Source organism: Microcoleus sp. Z1_B2 (assembly GCF_036700325.1).
Lineage (GTDB): Bacteria > Cyanobacteriota > Cyanobacteriia > Cyanobacteriales > Microcoleaceae > Microcoleus.
The window spans coordinates 1-15,788 of the sequence record NZ_JAUBOQ010000006.1 but is presented as its reverse complement, the minus strand read 5'-3'; the positions used below and the strand labels follow the sequence as shown (position 1 = coordinate 15,788).

The window sequence follows — 15,788 nt, the reverse complement described above, 5'->3', positions numbered from 1 at the left end:
ATAAATACGTTCGGCAAGTTTCATGGGATACAGGTTTTTGATTTCTGGACGGATGAATCACGTGGCGGGTATCCTGGATGCGGGAATTGTCAATCGAAAATCGAAAATCGAAAATCGACTGACCGTATTTTATAGGCGTGTACCGAAAGTGGGAAGGGTGCATAATTTTATACCGACTATAATTAAGTAAAAATGATTGGTTGCACCAAGCCTGATATGCTAAATTTGTTTCAAAACAGCAGCGAGATTAAGAAAAGCATAAGTTAATATATAAGACCGCAAGCTTGTTATCCAACTAAATTTTTTATGTGCAAGGCGTATGCCAGACCTCTCGACTTCGGCTCCTGAAAACTCCTCAAACCCCCAACCAGCTCTGCTGCCGCCGATTTTAAGAATTTTTGCAGCATTTCCAGATTACGATCGGGGCAATAGATTGTACGCCGCAGGAAGGTACGAAGCGGCAGTCATTTGCTACGCAAAAGCGGTTCAAATTAAGCCGGACTGGGCCAGGGCGTGGCTGAATCTGGGCAAAGCTTACAAGCAACTGCATTCCTACGCAGAAACCGTAGCCTGTGCCGATCGAGCTACAGCAATTAATCCCGAAGAATACTGGGCTTGGATGCTGCGCGGCACAGGGCTGTTAAGTTTGCAAAATCACTCAGAAGCGATCGCGGCTTTCGACACGGCAATTCAAATCAATTCAGAAAAGCACGAAGCTTGGTATCAGCGAGGCAGAGTTTTAGAGGAATTGCAGCAGTGGGATGCAGCCGCAACCTGTTACAAAAGAGCCACCCAACTTCATCCGAATTTGCCCGCCATGTGGTATCGGCAAGGCAACGTGTTGGTTCAAGCGGATCGCTATCCTGAAGCCGTGGCGGCTTTTGAGCGCGCGCTGAAACTCGTCCCGACTAACTGGGAAGCTTGGCTGAACCGAGGTTTGGCTTTGATGAAAACCGAACGCTACGCTGAAGCTGTAACTTCTTACGATCGCGCCATTCAACTGCAACCACAAAATAGTCTGGCTTGGTTCAATCGGGGCATTGCTTCAGCAAAATTGCACAAATACGCAGAAGCGGTGACAGCTTACGATCGCGTACTGCAAATGCAGCCCAACGACTGCGAAGCCTGGTTTTATAAAGGAATGGCCCTCAAACACCAGTGGGCCGATGCGGCAATTGCTTGTTTCGATCGGGCAATTCAAATTAATTCTTTGTATCCCGAAGCATGGATCGGGCGCGGTCAAACACTGTCAGAATCGAGAGATTTTGAAGGGGCGATCGCTGCTTTTGACCAAGCCATTCAAATTAATCCGAATTTTCCCGAAGCTTGGCTGGGTAGAGGCATGGCGCTAGCAGGATTGGAACGCTACAAAGAGGCAATTATCGCTTACAGTAATGCCCTACAAATTGAAGGTAACTTTCTAGAAGCTTGGAACTTGCGAGGCGAAGCTTTGGAAAAATTGCAGCAATACGAAGAAGCGATAGCCTGTTTTGATAAAGTAATCTCTCTGACTTCAGAAGCAGAAATTACATCAAAAGTAGGGTTGCAGCAAGGCGCAGCGCTGGAAAAATTGCAGCGTTACGAAGAAGCCGTCGCAGCTTACAATCGCGTAATTAAAATCGTGCCCGACAATTTTGAAGCTTGGTTGAAACGCGGCAACGCTTTGTCAAAATTGCAGCAGTACGAACAAGCTCTAGCATCATACGATCGAGCAATTACTGTCTGGCCGGACAACTATCAAGGCTGGGTGCAGCGAGGTCTGATCCTAGGGGAAATGCAGAAGTATTCCCAAGCACTCGTCGCTTTTGACCAAGTGATTCAACTCAAGCCAGACAACTGGGAAGCTTGGGCGCAGCGGGGCGACGTTTTGCAAAAATTGCAGCGAACTCAAGATGCCATTAGCTCTTACGGAGTCGCCCTCGAAATCAAACCCGATTACTACGAAGCTCTAGTTAGTCGAGAAGAATTGAGACTTAAGGGTACGATGTCAGGAAAGTGGTGAGGAATGAGAATTAAATAACTTACAATGCGTGATGGTTCTTGTGGGATGGGCGTCCCGCCCGCCCTTTCTGGACGGGCGGGACGCCCATCCCACAATAACAATTAAAATTGTAAGTTATTTAATTCGCGATCCTTAATATCATGTCCGATAGATTGACCATAATATCCGGGCAGGGCGGGTTTTTGAGATTGTTAATTATTGGCAGATATTGTTGGTGAACCCGCCCCTACCTGATACCATTTCTCTAAAATCGTGCAACACTCTTCGACCCCCCCTAGCCCCCCCGCTGCATTGCGGGGGGAACAAGAATACTGTTGCATTCTTTTTTAAAATTGGTATGATTTGGGGTCATCGACCGGACATGATATAATTCTTACTTCTTTTATATAGCATTACTCGGAAATCTCTGCTTCAAGACAGGCATTACCGGACAAGGTTTTTGCTCCTGTAAATTCTCTGGTTTGTTCCACGTAAAAGGCCCTTTTTTCTCCGCCGCCATCCACAACAAACTTTTTGCTCGCGTCATCGCCACATACAGCAGTCGAAACTCTTCTGCTGTTTTCAAATAACCTGCTTGTTCCCACGCTTCGCCTAGATTTGGTAAAGGATATTTTCCGTGCAAACTTGCTCGAATTTGTGCTCTCGCTACCTCTGCTAAAGTGAAATCTCCTAAAAATCGGGTTTGCGGCAAAACCCGCAAATTTCCGGGGATGGTTTGTTCGTGCAGAAACGGCAAAAATACGCAATCCCAATCCAATCCTTTAGCTTTGTGCATGGTAATAATTGTTAGTTGACCTTTGCTGGTATAACGTTCTTCTATTTTGTCGTCTGCATCCACAGGTTCAAATCTTTCGGAACTGACAATTTCGCTAAGTACATCCAAAATATTCCGCATTGAATTGTTGCCTGCTGTTTGGATTGCTACTCGTTCTGCTAATTTGTCGGCGGTGGCTAATTCTGTTTGGTCGTATTGCAGCGCTAAGGCTAAGAAGGAAATGATTTGGTAGGGCGGCAGTTCTAAGCTAGCTTGCAGCAAACCGCAGCAAAAATAGCGGCATTTGCGAACGGGATCTGACTGCTGGGGGTCTAGGGGGCCTGGGTAAAGGAATTGTTCGGGGCTGGTAGCAAAAGCATTGTAGTCTTGTTTGGGGATGAGTTGTCGATCGCTCAAAATCTTTAAGGCTGCTTTCAGGTAGTCTGGAGAGTGCGGGCGATCGAGAAATTGCAGCAGTGTTAAGATTTCCCAAGGTACTTGAGAATGTCTGTCGCGTTCTCCCACATCCTCAATTTTAATCCCGTATTTCCGCAAATCAAAGCTTAATCCGTGTTTTTGAGGATTTTCCAGCACTTCTTTGATAAACTTACCTTGTTTGTTTTCCCGCACCAAAATAGCCATCGATTTCAGATTTTCTAAGGGCAATTTTGCACTATTTTCCCCATCGCTCGCTTCACCGCCTGATTCGATATTTTTGCCATTTATTCCAAATTCAAACTCTGCTGGTAAAAATTCTTCTACTAACTCAATTACCCGCTTACCAATCAACTCAACTGTATGGTAAATATCGCGCGGAGTATGCAATTCTAAGCCTCGACCAATCGGAGCCGGATTTGCATTTTGCTGCGGGTCATCGCTGGGTACTGGCTTAATAGTTTGGTCGCGAAAAGGCTTTTCATTTTTCGCTAATTCCGAACCATTTACCCATTGCAACATAAAGTTAGCGGCCTCGATAATTACTTGGGTGCTGCGACCGGCACCGTCCATTGTCGCTAACTTATTCTCTACTTCGCACTCATCACAAAATTGGTTAAAATAAATCGGATCGGCGGGAGTGAAAGTAGAATTAATCGCTTGATTTGGATCGCCAACTCTGATAAAATTGGGAGGTGATTTAGCAGGCTCTGGATCGCTCGCCAATGTTTTCAAAAGCCGAGTTTGCAAAGGTGTAGAATCTTGGGCTTCGTCCTCAAAAACGGCAAATACTTGCTTTTGCTCGATCGCCCTCGCCTTCGGATTTTCCAACACCCGCAAAGCTGCTAAAATCATCTCGTCATAATCGATGAATTCCCGACTCCTCAACAAAGCCTGATATTTTTGATATAAACCCCCAGCTACTGCTAAAATTTCATAACCATCCCCAGTATCAAGAGCGCTCATTTCTAACAACTGTTCGGGAAACAAACCAGAAGATTTTGCCTCGTGAATCACAGTTTTAGCTACCTGCGGCAAAATTTCCGTCCGCAAAACCGATTGTCGCCGCAGCCTCTCCGTTTCCTCTCCGTCGAATTGCTGTCCTTCCAACAAAACTTGATATCTGCGGGGATTTTCCGCAATCCAAAGTTCTACACAGGTGCGAATTAATCGGTGACTTTGAGTGGGAGTAACTAAGGTTGAATTTTCTAAATTTAAACCCGACAAATCAGGATGGCGCATCGCAATATTCAAAGCTAAACCGTGCAAAGTGTGCACCGCAAAACCGCCTTGAGATAAAGACAATTCTGTCAATCTTTCCCGAATTTTAGCTTTAATATTAGCAGCAGCCGATCGCGTAAATGTGACGACAATTAACTGGCGGCGGCTGTGAAGCCCGTTGCGGGCGATCGCAATTGCCGACGCAGCAGCCATTCCCGTAGACTTCCCGGCCCCCGGAACCGCCGAAACAGCAAGGGGACCGCCTTGCCAATCCGCCATGTCTTGCTGCCCCGCACGCAAGCTTTCGCGAATTTTAAGGCAAGCTTGTTCTCGCAAAACTGCCGCAGAGTCTAACCCAGAGGAAATGTTGCCAGGGCGATCGATATTGGTTGTCGATCGCATAAAATCAGAATCAAATTCATCAGTCATTATTACATCCGCGTTTATCTGCGTTCATCTGCGGTTAAAAATAAAAAAATCTGCAACCTCTACCGTTTCCATTTCGGTATCGGCTAAACTAACGCTATCTATTCGAGCTTAAATTAAAACCAGCATAAAATTCAATACCCAAGCCTTTTTTAGAGGAGTCACCCAAATGAAAACTCACCTCAAAATCAATTCCCCGCCCCACAAGCCAAACCCAAACCCAGCCAACAACAGCACAACTCGTTTTGCTGTTGCGGTATTCTTAACTTTATCTTCCACAATTGCTTTGCCTAGCTGCGGAGGAGCTCAAACGTCCAGCAGCGCTCCAGGCGGCGCAGGTTCATCCAGCATCCGTGAAAACCAAGTGGCCGAATCGGCTCCACAATCGGCACCAGCACCCGATCCAGCAGCCCAAAGGTCACAAACTTCTGGTGCATCAAAAAAAGCAGCAGAAACGACCGCAACCCGTCCCCAACTGATTAAAAAAGCCCAACTCAGTGTAGTTGTCAAATCTATTGACGCCAGCACTAAATCTGTTACTAATATTGTCGAAAAACAGCAAGGCGATATCTTGGGTTTCCAAAATCAGAAGCCGCCGGATTCGAGTGTCCGCCAAACCGCGTCTGTGGAGATTCGGGTGCCTCAAGAACGTTTAGAAACTACTTTAAATGCTTTGGCAAAACTCGGAACTGTAGAGAACCGTTCTCTGACGGCTGAGGATGTTACCACTCAATTAGTTGACAGCGAGGCTAGACTGCGGAATCTCCGCAAATCCGAGGAAATGGTGTTAAAAATTATGGAGCGATCGGGTTCTGTTGGCGATGTACTCAAAGCTGCTCAAGAGTTGAGCAATATTCGGGAGTCGATCGAACGCATTGACGCTCAGTTAAAAAGTTTGCGAAATCAAGTAGCCTATTCAACTATTAGCTTAACTCTAGAAGCAGCAGTATCGGCTCAACAAACTCAGGAACCTTCTCTAGGTTTGCGGGCGCAGGAAACTTGGGGGAAAGCGACTCATTCTGTGGGTGAATTGACGCTCGGTTTGTTTGCTTTGGGTATTTGGCTGTTGGCTTACAGTCCTTATTTGCTGTTAATTGGGGCTGCGGTTTACGGCTTTAATCGATTTAAGAAACAGCATTCTGTTCCGCAAATTCAAGAACCGAAACCGCCTCAGTAGTCAGTAGTCATTAGTCATTAGTCATTAGTCATTCCACCCACATAAAATTTATGTATTGGGGAACAGCCGAAGAAACCGTTCTTAAAACCAACGACAACTGACAACCGTCAACTGACAACCATCAACAGTCAACAGTCAACTCACTAATCATCAATTTGCCATCCATCTTTGGTATAGTCTTCATCCACAATCTTTTTGGGACGCATCACCAGAACAACTCGCCCCAAAATAGGAATATCCGGGGATTGTTCAAACCAGTACAATTCTAAATTGCCAGCGTTATCTGCGAGGAAATAACTGTCAGCATCCCACTGTCTTTGAGCTCGATCGGCAATAATCAAAACTTCTTCAACTTTGCCTTGCAGCGGTACCGGCAATTTATCGCTCATTCCCAAAACCGCCACCGGATCTTCAGCGTTCAAAATTACCTGCCATCCGGGAATCGCCACCCAAGCTCCTGCTCCAGAAAATTTTACCATTCGGAACGGCTCGATTTCCTCCGGCAAAGGCACTGCCAGCAAATCTGTCGTAGAAAGCGGCAATTTGCCGACAACCGGGACAACGCGCGGCAATTGTTCTTCGGTATCCAGCCGGTAGACGGGCAAGCGGGGCGCTTCCCGTCTCGCAACTACGGTAAAATCGACGAGCAACTGCTCGATTTGCGCCCTAGCGGTTTGGCTGCTAGCTAATTTTAAACCGCGAGCAATTAAGCGCGATCGCTCTTGCAAATCGCTTTTCTGTCTCGCCAATTGCCAGCATTGGTAAGCCATAGCATCGCCGGGAGTGTCTGTGAACCCTTGGGGGAGACTCCCGAAGTGCGAAAACTCCTTGATCGCTTTAGCAACTTGGCGAGCATCGTCAACATCCAAGTTGTGGGTTAGCATCAAAGCAGCCGCCCCGGCACGCTCTACTTGAGAGAGAATCCGAAACTCGTATAAGATATCGCTACCTTTGCCCAAAAAGTGCGATCGAACTTCCTCTGAAGCCCCAGCATTGACCATGCTGGTGTAAACTTGGGCTGCGACGCTTACTTGATTTTGCTGAATTGGCTCAAAACCAGTTTCTTCAAAAATCCTTTGAGAGTTGTAGCCAGCTTTTAGCAGTGCTGTGCAGGCCTGTCCCCACTCTACCCAAGTGCCTTCTTTGCGGCGGAGCGATCGAATTAACTTTTCAGCATCCACAGCATTTGTGGAGGATGCAGATGCAGGAGGGGAGGAATCTTGCGGTGTATCAGTCATAATTGAATCAAAAACTCAGGCTAAGTTATGTGTAATTGGATACCGGCAAGGCTCGTGTCGCGGCAGAGCGATAGATTAATAGTAAGTGAGTTATGAGACTATTGTTACCGGAAAACGAGAGGAAAGCCCCCGACTTCAGGCGTGGGGATGAACTCGGCAGCGGAGGCGGCTACCTACAGTCTTAGAAAAATCCTGGTTGATTTCTAAAAGCATGATATGATTATATCATGCTAACAGTAACTCACGAGTACAAACTACGTCCAACCAAATCTCAAGTTCAAATATTTGAGATTTGGTTGTCTGTTTGTCGTCAGGTTTATAACTATGCCTTGCGAGAACGGAAAGATTGGGTGAATTCTCGTAAGTCTTCTGTTAATGCTTGTTCGATAGTTGGTGAGTATATTATCTCACCGGATACTCCTAGACCAACCTATGCTAGTCAGTGCAAAGGTTTGGCAGAAGCTAAGAAGCATTGTCCCGAATTAAAGACCCCTCATTCGCAAGTATTGCAGCAAACTTTAAAGGTTTTAGAGTCGGCATTTGTGGCAATGTGGGATAGAGGGCATGGGTTTCCTCGCTTCAAAAAACGGATGCGATCGTTTGTTTTCCCGGCTGTTAAGGATGCAGCAGTGGAGAATGGAAAGGTTAATCTGCCTAAGATTGGGTGGGTAAGGATGAAAATGTCTAGACCCACACCAGAGGGTTTTATACTCAAGCAAATTAGAGTAGTTAAAAGGGCATCAGGATATTTTGTCATGCTGACCTACCAGTTAGCAGTCAACCTGCCCGCTCGCCCACCGTCAGGACATCCATTAGGGGTAGATATTGGGCTTGACAAATACCTCGCAACTTCAGATGGAGAATTAGTCAACAGACCGAGATTTTTTCAGGCACTTCACCGCGAGTTGAAATCACTGCAGCGAAGATTAAAGCATCAAAGAAAAGGGTCTAAGAATTGGCTTGCTCTCCAGAAAAAGATTGCTAGAATTCATCAAAAAATCAGTGATACCAGAAAGGATTGGCACTATAAATTAGCTCATAGGTTATGTGACCAAGCAGGAATGATATTCATTGAGGATATCAATTTTAAGGCTTGGGCAAAGGGGATGTTCGGTAAACATAGTCTCGATGCAGCCTATGGTCAATTCTTCTCGATTCTGTCTCATGTGTGTTGGAAGCGCGGGGTGTATTTTGCTCGTGTTGATAAAAACTATACGAGTCAAATTTGCCCCCAATGTGGAACCCATACTGGTAAGAAAACCTTGGATGTCAGAATCCATAGTTGTCATTCGTGCGGGTACACCACTCATCGCGATACAGCAGCAGCACAAGTAATTAGAGACAGAGGTATTCTTGCGGTCGGGCAGCCCGTGAGTAAAACTGCTTCTGGAGGCGTTCTATCGGGGATCGATAGTAATATCGGTCTAGAGTCGAGCCTTTGAGAGAAGAATCCCCCGCATTCTATGCGTGGGGAGTGTCAAAGAATAGTTGCTCGCCTAAATGTACAAAGGGGAGTTTATCGTATTGTTATGGATAATGCCATTTCAGAGCTAGATCAAATTAAACGCCAGCTCATGACCCTACACAGACCGAAAAAGCCCAAAATGCTGGTAGTAGACGACGAACCAGACAATCTGGATTTACTCTACCGCACTTTCCGACGAGATTTTAACGTTCTCAAAGCTGAGAGCGGAATTCGCGCCTTGGAAGTCCTCGGCATCGAAGGCGAGGTCGCCGTAATCATTTCCGACCAGCGGATGCCCGAAATGAAGGGAACGGAGTTTTTGAGCAAAACCGTGCCCCAGTTTCCGAATACGGTCAGAATTATCTTGACTGGTTTTACGGACATTGAAGACTTGGTGGATGCGATTAACTCAGGACAGGTTTATAAGTATATCACCAAGCCTTGGGACCCGAACGAACTGAAAATGGTGGTGCAAAAGGCAGCCGAGACTTATGAAATTCTCAAGCAGCGGACTGAGGAATTGGATCGCGCTCAAAATCAAATACAACTGTTAGCAACAATCATGCAAACGGCTGTGGATTATCCGAGTTTGGAAGCAAGTTTAGATCCAATTGCTACTGCTATAAGTGATAATTTTTTGGCGGACTTTTGCATTTTGCAACTGGTGGAAGGAAATGTTTTAATCCCAGTCCAAGGCTGTCACACCACGGGTTCAACTGTGGAAAATTGGCTGGCGGATGACCCTCTGGTTCGAGAAGCAATTACCTCTCAAACTATTCAGGGTGTTGTGAATATTGGACTCGACACCAACCTAGCGAGTCTGCCGCACTATCAGAAATCCGGCATTCAAGCTCACCTGAGCATCCCGGTTAGTCACAAAGGTCGATCGATCGCCCTAATTTCCATGCAGTGGAAACAACCTTGTTCCCTGCGCCCCGACGAACTCACAACCGTTCACCTCGCCGCTCAAGAAGTTGCTTTGGTATTGACGAGTTTTCAGGGTCATTAGTCATCAGTCAATCGATTTTAGATTTTAGATTTTAGATTTTAGATTTTAGATTTACTTGCAGCGCAGTGAATCTTGGAGCTTGAACAAAAGTCTAAAATTTTTGAATTTCCACGACGATTGTCGGGAGCTTGTACCTGTTTTTGGGCGGGATCGTCAGTCATTAGTTGTCAGTCATTAGTTATTAGTCGGCTCTCTGTCTTGAGTTTAAAATAAGAGCCAACGAAGGATTCAAGACAAAATCTCGCGGATAGCTAACAAATAAAAAAGCATTAATGACTGGCGACAGCATGACATGAATGCACGAATTAATTATTTTTTCCTGCTGATAAATCACCAATGACCAATGATTAATGGCTAATGACTAATGACCAATGACTAACAACTAATAACTAATGACTAATAACGCAGAAAAAATTAAAACTATATTTAATCGAATTGCACCTGTTTACAACCAATTGAACGACTGGTTGAGCTTTGGGCAACACCGGATTTGGAAGCAAATGGCGGTGAAATGGAGCAGTGCGGGCCCCGGAAATACTTGTTTAGACTTGTGCTGCGGTAGCGGGGATCTAGCTTTGTTGCTGGCCAAACAAGCAGGGCCGACTGGTTGCGTATTTGGAGTAGATTTTTCCGCCGAACAATTGGCCGTGGCTGCTAGGCGAGATCGACCTTTTCTCACCCCTGCTAGTCCCATTTCCTGGGTAGAAGCTGACGCCCTAGACTTGCCTTTTGCTGACAATTACTTCGACTGCGCCACAATGGGTTACGGGCTGCGTAACGTGACTGACATCCCCCGCAGTCTTCAGGAATTGCACCGCGTGCTCAAACCCGGTGCCAAAGCAGCTATTCTCGACCTCCACCGCCCCAGCAATTCCCTAATGCGGAGCTTTCAGCAGTTTTATCTAGACACTCTTGTAGTGCCCATTGCTCAGCAATTTGGCATGACTCAAGAATATGCCTACATTAATCCTAGTTTAGAAAAATTCCCGATCGGCCAGCAACAAGTCGCGATCGCCAACAAAGCCGGATTTGCCGCCGCCACCCACTACCCCATTGCTGGAGCTATGATGGGAGTATTGGTATTAGTCAAAGCAATTGAAAATTAAAAGTGGTTGCAGTTTCGGTCGATCGAATACCCCAGATCAAAATTTTAGACCAAGGTTCAACCCCCCAGATTCATCTGTGGAGTAAATCTAAAATCTAAAATCTAAAATCTAAAATCTTATGAATCCGTCTGACATTTGGCTGTTGTTGGCCCCACCTGTAGTGGGAGGAATTATTGGCTATTTCACTAACGATATAGCTATCAAAATGCTGTTCCGTCCCTATCGAGCTATTTACATCAAAGGGCGGAAGTTGCCTTTCACTCCAGGCTTGATCCCCCGCAACCAAGAGCGTTTAGCAAAGCGAATTTCCGACACAATTATGGGTTCGCTGCTGACGCCACAGGAACTGCAAAACTTGGCGCGCCGCCTCCTGCAAACCGAGCGGATGCAGTCGGTGATTCTCTGGTTGTTACAGTTGGCGCTCGATCAGGTAAAAGCAGACGCAGAGCAAAAAACGGCTAAAATTCTCGCTAACATTCTGCGAGATTTGCTGGGGGAATCTGTGCCGCGAATTCTCAAAGTTTTGGCGCGCCGGGAAGATTTTTTAGAAGCTCAGCTTAATCAAATTTTTGACCAAGTTTTGCTGGAGATTCAGCTAACGGAAGCTCAGGCTGCTCAGCTTGCTGAGTGGTTGTTGCAGGTAGTAATACCACCGGAAGTGCTGCGGCAGGCTTTAATTGACTTTTTGACGGATCGCAATATTTCGATCATCGATGAAGGGTTTCGAGAAAAAACCAGCGGCACTTATTGGGTAGTAGCAAATTTGTTTGGTTTGCGGAACACTTTAACTCGGCTGCGGACTTTTTGTCTGGATGACAGAGAAGCGACAAATCAGCGCTTAGCAGAGTTAACTATTTCTTTGGGAATTCGCGGGCGAATTCAGGAATGGCTGCAAAATTTGTCGATGCAAAATTTACCGGTTTCGACTGTGAGACAGTTGCGAAAAACTATGCGCGACAGTGTTCGCAGCTATGTTCAGCAGCGGGGTACAGATGTACTTGAGGGGTTGAGTAAATCTATTGACTGGGAAAATATTTCGCGGTTGATTCTCAATCGCTTGCAAACTTCAGCGGTGATGAGCGCTTCCCTGGGAATTGTCAGCAAAGAACTGGCTTTGGTTTTAGAGCGCTATCTAGAGCGGGATTTAGAAAATATTGTAGCTCAGGCTATCCCAATTTTGAATATTGACCAGGTGATTGTCGATCGAGTCAAAGGTACTTCTCCTGAAGAGTTGGAGTTAGCAATTCAGGGAATTGTCAAAAGCGAGTTGCAGGGAATTGTAAATTTAGGAGGCATTTTGGGTGTTTTTATTGGCTGTTTGCAAACAGTTGTGCTTTTGCTTCAGCGGTGATTTGTTTCGGCAGTTGTGAGATATTTGTTGTAGTCTAATATTCGCTTGACTTGCGCCCACATGACCAAAAACCTGGTTTTGCGACCGTATTGGCGACCTCAGCCAGAGGATTTCTGGTAGAAACCGGGTTTTTGTGGCCCAATCCTAATTTACTTATTTTCTAAATCTATGCCAGCTCCAAATTCGGACGATCGCACAAACATCCCAAAAAACCCGCGCAACCTCAGCCGCCAACAATACGAGCGTTTAACCGCAGAAATGGCCACTCCCTACCGGCCTCTGCGACAGTTTGTCTATGTAGCTTGTGGCGCTTCGGGCTTTATCGGCGGCTTGGTTTTCCTCGCTAAAATTGCCTCTGGCCGCGAAATTGGCTCTGCTTTGCCCAATTTTGCCCTCCAAGTCGGAGTGGTGGCCCTGATGGTGTTCCTGTTTCGCTGGGAGCAGCGGGCCGAGGGCCGCTCCCCGAAGTCCAAGTAACAAAAATGTACAAATCGAGACAAAAATTTATCTTAGGCAAGAAAAAGTTATAAATATAAAGAAATTATTATGAAATCGTGGTTTTCCAGCGATCCCTGTAATTATAAGAATGTGGGTTCAATTGGGGTCAGCAAATTTAAAGGCCCTAATCATAAACCGCTTGTAACTCGTTCAATTGGGGTCAGCTTTCATAAAGACCCTAAATATATAAAATAAATTTAAGCCCAGCGCCAGCCTTCACTGATAGAAGAGCTGGCGTTAGGCATTTTGCTAGGATCGAGAGATAGAGCGAGAGAATCAGTAGGGTTTGCATCCCCCACACAGAGGCCCGTAGCAGCGTCCTGAACAGAGTTTTTTGCCTAGCATCCGGTATCGGTAATACCAGTTCCCAAAAATCATGCAACTCTAGGCCCATACTCGAAACCACGACGATCAGTCATTCGCAGTTCTAAAATCTAAAATCTAAAATCTAAAATCTAAAATGGTATAAGTGTTGGGGCGATCGAATAATGTGGCATTTCCCGAATACCTGAGCCTGTACAGTAACTAATAAGATGTGTCAAAGTCGAAGTAGAAAAAGATGTTGGGAGATTTGAGTATGGGTCGAGCATTTTTCAAAAAGCGGTGGACGTTATTTTTAGCAGCAGGCGCGGGAATTGTATTTTACAGTAATGCTGCTGTGGCTGCCGAAAAGGTAGTGCTCAAATACAGTGCGATCCGAATGACTTTACCAGTCAGCGAATTAGAAATTTTTGTAGAAACTGGAAAAATGTCGCCCGGCTTAGAAATGCTGCTGGGAAAAGCAAAAAAAGACCCGGAATCCGTTCGCAACAGTCTGACGAGACCGGTGAAAGTCAGTCAAAGCTTTTTGGATCGGACGCTTAACAGCAAGGTTGGGGAAATAATCCTCGATGAAGTGGGTGAGGTAATTCGCACTCCTTCTGGGAATGCAAATCGAGAAGCTTTGAGATCTGCCTTGGTGCTGTCTGCAACTAATGATAACGAGATTACACTGCTGGAAGCGATGAAAAATTATCCTACTCCAGAAGTTTATGTTGAGGGCGATCGTTTAGTTGAAGCTTACGGCAAACTTGTAGCTTTGTCAGAACAATTGGGCGGCGTGTCAGAACGGCTGCAAGACGTTTTGAACAAGATTCGTCTGCCTAGATTGTAGTGGATTTGGTCGAGGACGGTTGATTGCTTTGATCGATCGCAGAATGTTGCTGAACCTGCATCAATAACAGGAAAGTTACATTTTTTTTGTGCAAAATTTGCCTACTTTTTACACCACTACAAAAAAATCTAACTCCAGGCAAGCTCCAAACCAGACGGGAATCAGTCATTCTTAATTCTAAAATCAAAAATCAAAAATTAGATAACTTCGCTGTCTAATCTAGATCGGGATAGATGTTCGACAGTTTACGAAAAGTTAAGCGAGAAGTACCCGTGTTTTTATTGAATAAAGTATTTAAAACACAAAATGCAGGCGAGAGCTTGTGTATCGCTCATAAACTGAAATACGATCTACTGGACATTGCAGATTCTCTATCTTAAAATAGATGAATTCTGTCATACTCAGGCGCTTGCGGAAAAACGGCTGGTCATTACTAAGCTTGTTATACAAAAGATGCCATTACACAAGGTATTAGCAAACAAGATGGAGCTAGAAAAATAAATAAGAAACGCTGATACCGCCTTCATTAACACTTCCATTTGATTAACTTTACTTACTGGGTAAGACTAGCAACATGAACAACACTCCTATTCGTTCAAAAGACCGTTTTTTGGTTTTCGGCGCCCCGGCGATCGAAGATGCCGAAATTCAAGAAGTGGTGTCAACCATGAAAACAGGTTGGCTGGGTACAGGCCCTAAAGTTATGAGTTTTGAAAATGACTTCAAAGCTTACAAGGGTTCCCAGTACGCGATTTCAGTCAATTCCTGTACGGCGGCACTGCACTTGAGCATCCTCGCTGCTTCGTTAGAACCGGGGGATGAAGTTATTACTACTCCGATGACTTTTTGCGCTACAGTTAATGCGATCATCCACGCAGGGGCAACGCCGGTACTGGCGGATGTAGATCCGGTGACAATGAATATTGACCCGGCTCAAGTCGAAGCTAAAATAACTTCAAAAACTAAAGCAATTTTGCCAGTTCACTTCGCAGGTCGTCCCTGCGATATGGATGCGCTTTGCGAGATTGCTAGCCGTCACAACTTGAAGTTAATTGAAGATTGTGCTCACGCGATCGAAACAGAGTACAAGGGGCGGAAAGCAGGCACATTTGGCGACTTCGGATGCTTCAGCTTTTATGTCACCAAAAACATTACGACAGGCGAAGGAGGAATGATTATCGTCAGCAGTCAAGAATACGCCGACAGGCTCAAAATTTTAGCGCTGCACGGTATGAGCAAAGATGCTTGGAAGCGCTTCGGAGACTCGGGTTACAAGCACTACCAAGTGGTGGAGGTCGGTTTTAAATACAATATGATGGATCTGCAAGCTGCGATCGGCATTCATCAAATGAAACGAGTTGCTCCTTATTGGCAGCGGCGGGAGCAGATTTGGCAGCGCTACAACGAAGCATTTGCGGATTTGCCGATTACTTTGCCAGCGAAGCCCGAACCGGATACCATTCATGCTTATCACCTGTACACCATTCTGGTAGATGAAGCCAAAACAGGAATCAGCCGCGACGAGTTTCTCAACGCTATGAATGCTGAAAATATCGGTGTCGGCGTACATTACATGAGTATGCCAGAACATCCTATCTATCAAGAAATGTTTGGATGGCAGCCGGAAGACTATCCCAATGCTAGCTACATCGGACTGCATACAATTAGCTTGCCGATTTCGGCAAAATTAACAGATGCAGATGTGGAAGATGTAATTGCTGCTGTTAAAAAATGTTTGGCGATCGGCAAAACTAAAAATCGAGCTTTGGCAACAGCAGGCTAAAGTCCTGAAATAGCTTGTCATTAAAACATCCTAGCTGTTTTTTAAGAAAAGCAGCTAGGATGTTTTTTTCGATATTTTTTCTCCACAACGCCCTTTACCAAGAAATTGGGTCTAAAGCCCCGTCATAAGCTTGACGGCTTTAATTAATTATCAACTTTTGTTAATTGTTT

At 45.5% G+C, this 15,788-nt stretch carries 11 protein-coding genes; 9 read left to right on the top strand and 2 right to left on the bottom strand.

Features of this window, described 5'->3' with window-relative positions; all coding sequences use genetic code 11:
- Positions 1 to 319 precede the first annotated feature (319 nt).
- On the top strand, positions 320 to 2,002 hold the full coding sequence (locus QT984_RS04730) for a tetratricopeptide repeat protein (protein ID WP_333373374.1): 1,683 nt from the start codon (positions 320 to 322) through the stop codon (positions 2,000 to 2,002).
- Between the two features lie 382 nt (positions 2,003 to 2,384).
- Here the strand turns inward: QT984_RS04730 and QT984_RS04725 are convergent, their stop codons facing one another.
- Entirely contained in the window at positions 2,385 to 4,841 is a 2,457-nt protein-coding gene (locus QT984_RS04725; RefSeq protein WP_333373371.1) for an ATP-dependent helicase, read from the bottom strand.
- A 166-nt stretch (positions 4,842 to 5,007) separates the two neighbouring features.
- Here QT984_RS04725 and QT984_RS04720 point away from each other — a divergent pair, with 166 nt between their 5' ends.
- A complete protein-coding gene (locus QT984_RS04720; RefSeq protein WP_333274497.1) occupies positions 5,008 to 6,015 on the top strand; it encodes a DUF4349 domain-containing protein in 1,008 nt (335 codons plus the stop codon).
- A 143-nt stretch (positions 6,016 to 6,158) separates the two neighbouring features.
- Here QT984_RS04720 and QT984_RS04715 read toward each other — a convergent pair whose 3' ends face one another.
- A complete protein-coding gene (locus QT984_RS04715) occupies positions 6,159 to 7,253 on the bottom strand; it encodes a RuBisCO accumulation factor 1 (RefSeq protein ID WP_333057726.1) in 1,095 nt (364 codons plus the stop codon).
- 227 nt (positions 7,254 to 7,480) lie between these two features.
- Between QT984_RS04715 and QT984_RS04710 the strand changes: the two genes are divergently transcribed.
- From QT984_RS04710 to QT984_RS04680, 7 genes are all read left to right on the top strand, one after another.
- Positions 7,481 to 8,695 (top strand): transposase, encoded by a 1,215-nt coding sequence (locus QT984_RS04710; RefSeq protein WP_333057725.1) that lies wholly within the window; start codon positions 7,481 to 7,483, stop codon positions 8,693 to 8,695.
- 87 nt (positions 8,696 to 8,782) lie between these two features.
- A complete protein-coding gene (locus QT984_RS04705; protein ID WP_333057724.1) occupies positions 8,783 to 9,727 on the top strand; it encodes a response regulator in 945 nt (314 codons plus the stop codon).
- A 392-nt stretch (positions 9,728 to 10,119) separates the two neighbouring features.
- Complete coding sequence (gene ubiE / locus QT984_RS04700) at positions 10,120 to 10,833, top strand: bifunctional demethylmenaquinone methyltransferase/2-methoxy-6-polyprenyl-1,4-benzoquinol methylase UbiE (protein WP_333057723.1); 714 nt, start codon at positions 10,120 to 10,122, stop codon at positions 10,831 to 10,833.
- Between the two features lie 118 nt (positions 10,834 to 10,951).
- Positions 10,952 to 12,184: a DUF445 family protein gene (locus tag QT984_RS04695; RefSeq protein WP_333057721.1), complete on the top strand. Its 1,233-nt coding sequence runs from the start codon at positions 10,952 to 10,954 to the stop codon at positions 12,182 to 12,184.
- Between the two features lie 168 nt (positions 12,185 to 12,352).
- Positions 12,353 to 12,661 (top strand): DUF3493 domain-containing protein, encoded by a 309-nt coding sequence (locus tag QT984_RS04690; RefSeq protein ID WP_333057719.1) that lies wholly within the window; start codon positions 12,353 to 12,355, stop codon positions 12,659 to 12,661.
- Between the two features lie 598 nt (positions 12,662 to 13,259).
- Positions 13,260 to 13,835 carry an alpha/beta hydrolase gene (locus tag QT984_RS04685; RefSeq protein WP_333057718.1) on the top strand — a complete coding sequence of 192 codons (576 nt, stop codon included), beginning with the start codon at positions 13,260 to 13,262 and terminating at the stop codon, positions 13,833 to 13,835.
- 574 nt (positions 13,836 to 14,409) lie between these two features.
- Complete coding sequence (locus tag QT984_RS04680) at positions 14,410 to 15,618, top strand: DegT/DnrJ/EryC1/StrS family aminotransferase (protein ID WP_333208444.1); 1,209 nt, start codon at positions 14,410 to 14,412, stop codon at positions 15,616 to 15,618.
- The last annotated feature ends 170 nt before the right edge of the window (positions 15,619 to 15,788 follow it).

What these genes read in the sequence shown, in the direction of transcription:
- QT984_RS04695 (WP_333057721.1), top strand. Translation starts at nt 10,952, where the DNA reads ATGAATCCGTCTGACATTTGGCTGTTGTTGGCCCCACCTGTAGTGGGA.
- QT984_RS04715 (WP_333057726.1), bottom strand. Translation starts at nt 7,253, where the DNA reads ATGACTGATACACCGCAAGATTCCTCCCCTCCTGCATCTGCATCCTCC.
- QT984_RS04720 (WP_333274497.1), top strand. Translation starts at nt 5,008, where the DNA reads ATGAAAACTCACCTCAAAATCAATTCCCCGCCCCACAAGCCAAACCCA.
- ubiE (WP_333057723.1), top strand. Translation starts at nt 10,120, where the DNA reads ATGACTAATAACGCAGAAAAAATTAAAACTATATTTAATCGAATTGCA.
- QT984_RS04710 (WP_333057725.1), top strand. Translation starts at nt 7,481, where the DNA reads ATGCTAACAGTAACTCACGAGTACAAACTACGTCCAACCAAATCTCAA.
- QT984_RS04730 (WP_333373374.1), top strand. Translation starts at nt 320, where the DNA reads ATGCCAGACCTCTCGACTTCGGCTCCTGAAAACTCCTCAAACCCCCAA.
- QT984_RS04705 (WP_333057724.1), top strand. Translation starts at nt 8,783, where the DNA reads ATGGATAATGCCATTTCAGAGCTAGATCAAATTAAACGCCAGCTCATG.
- QT984_RS04725 (WP_333373371.1), bottom strand. Translation starts at nt 4,841, where the DNA reads ATGACTGATGAATTTGATTCTGATTTTATGCGATCGACAACCAATATC.
- QT984_RS04680 (WP_333208444.1), top strand. Translation starts at nt 14,410, where the DNA reads ATGAACAACACTCCTATTCGTTCAAAAGACCGTTTTTTGGTTTTCGGC.
- QT984_RS04685 (WP_333057718.1), top strand. Translation starts at nt 13,260, where the DNA reads ATGGGTCGAGCATTTTTCAAAAAGCGGTGGACGTTATTTTTAGCAGCA.
- QT984_RS04690 (WP_333057719.1), top strand. Translation starts at nt 12,353, where the DNA reads ATGCCAGCTCCAAATTCGGACGATCGCACAAACATCCCAAAAAACCCG.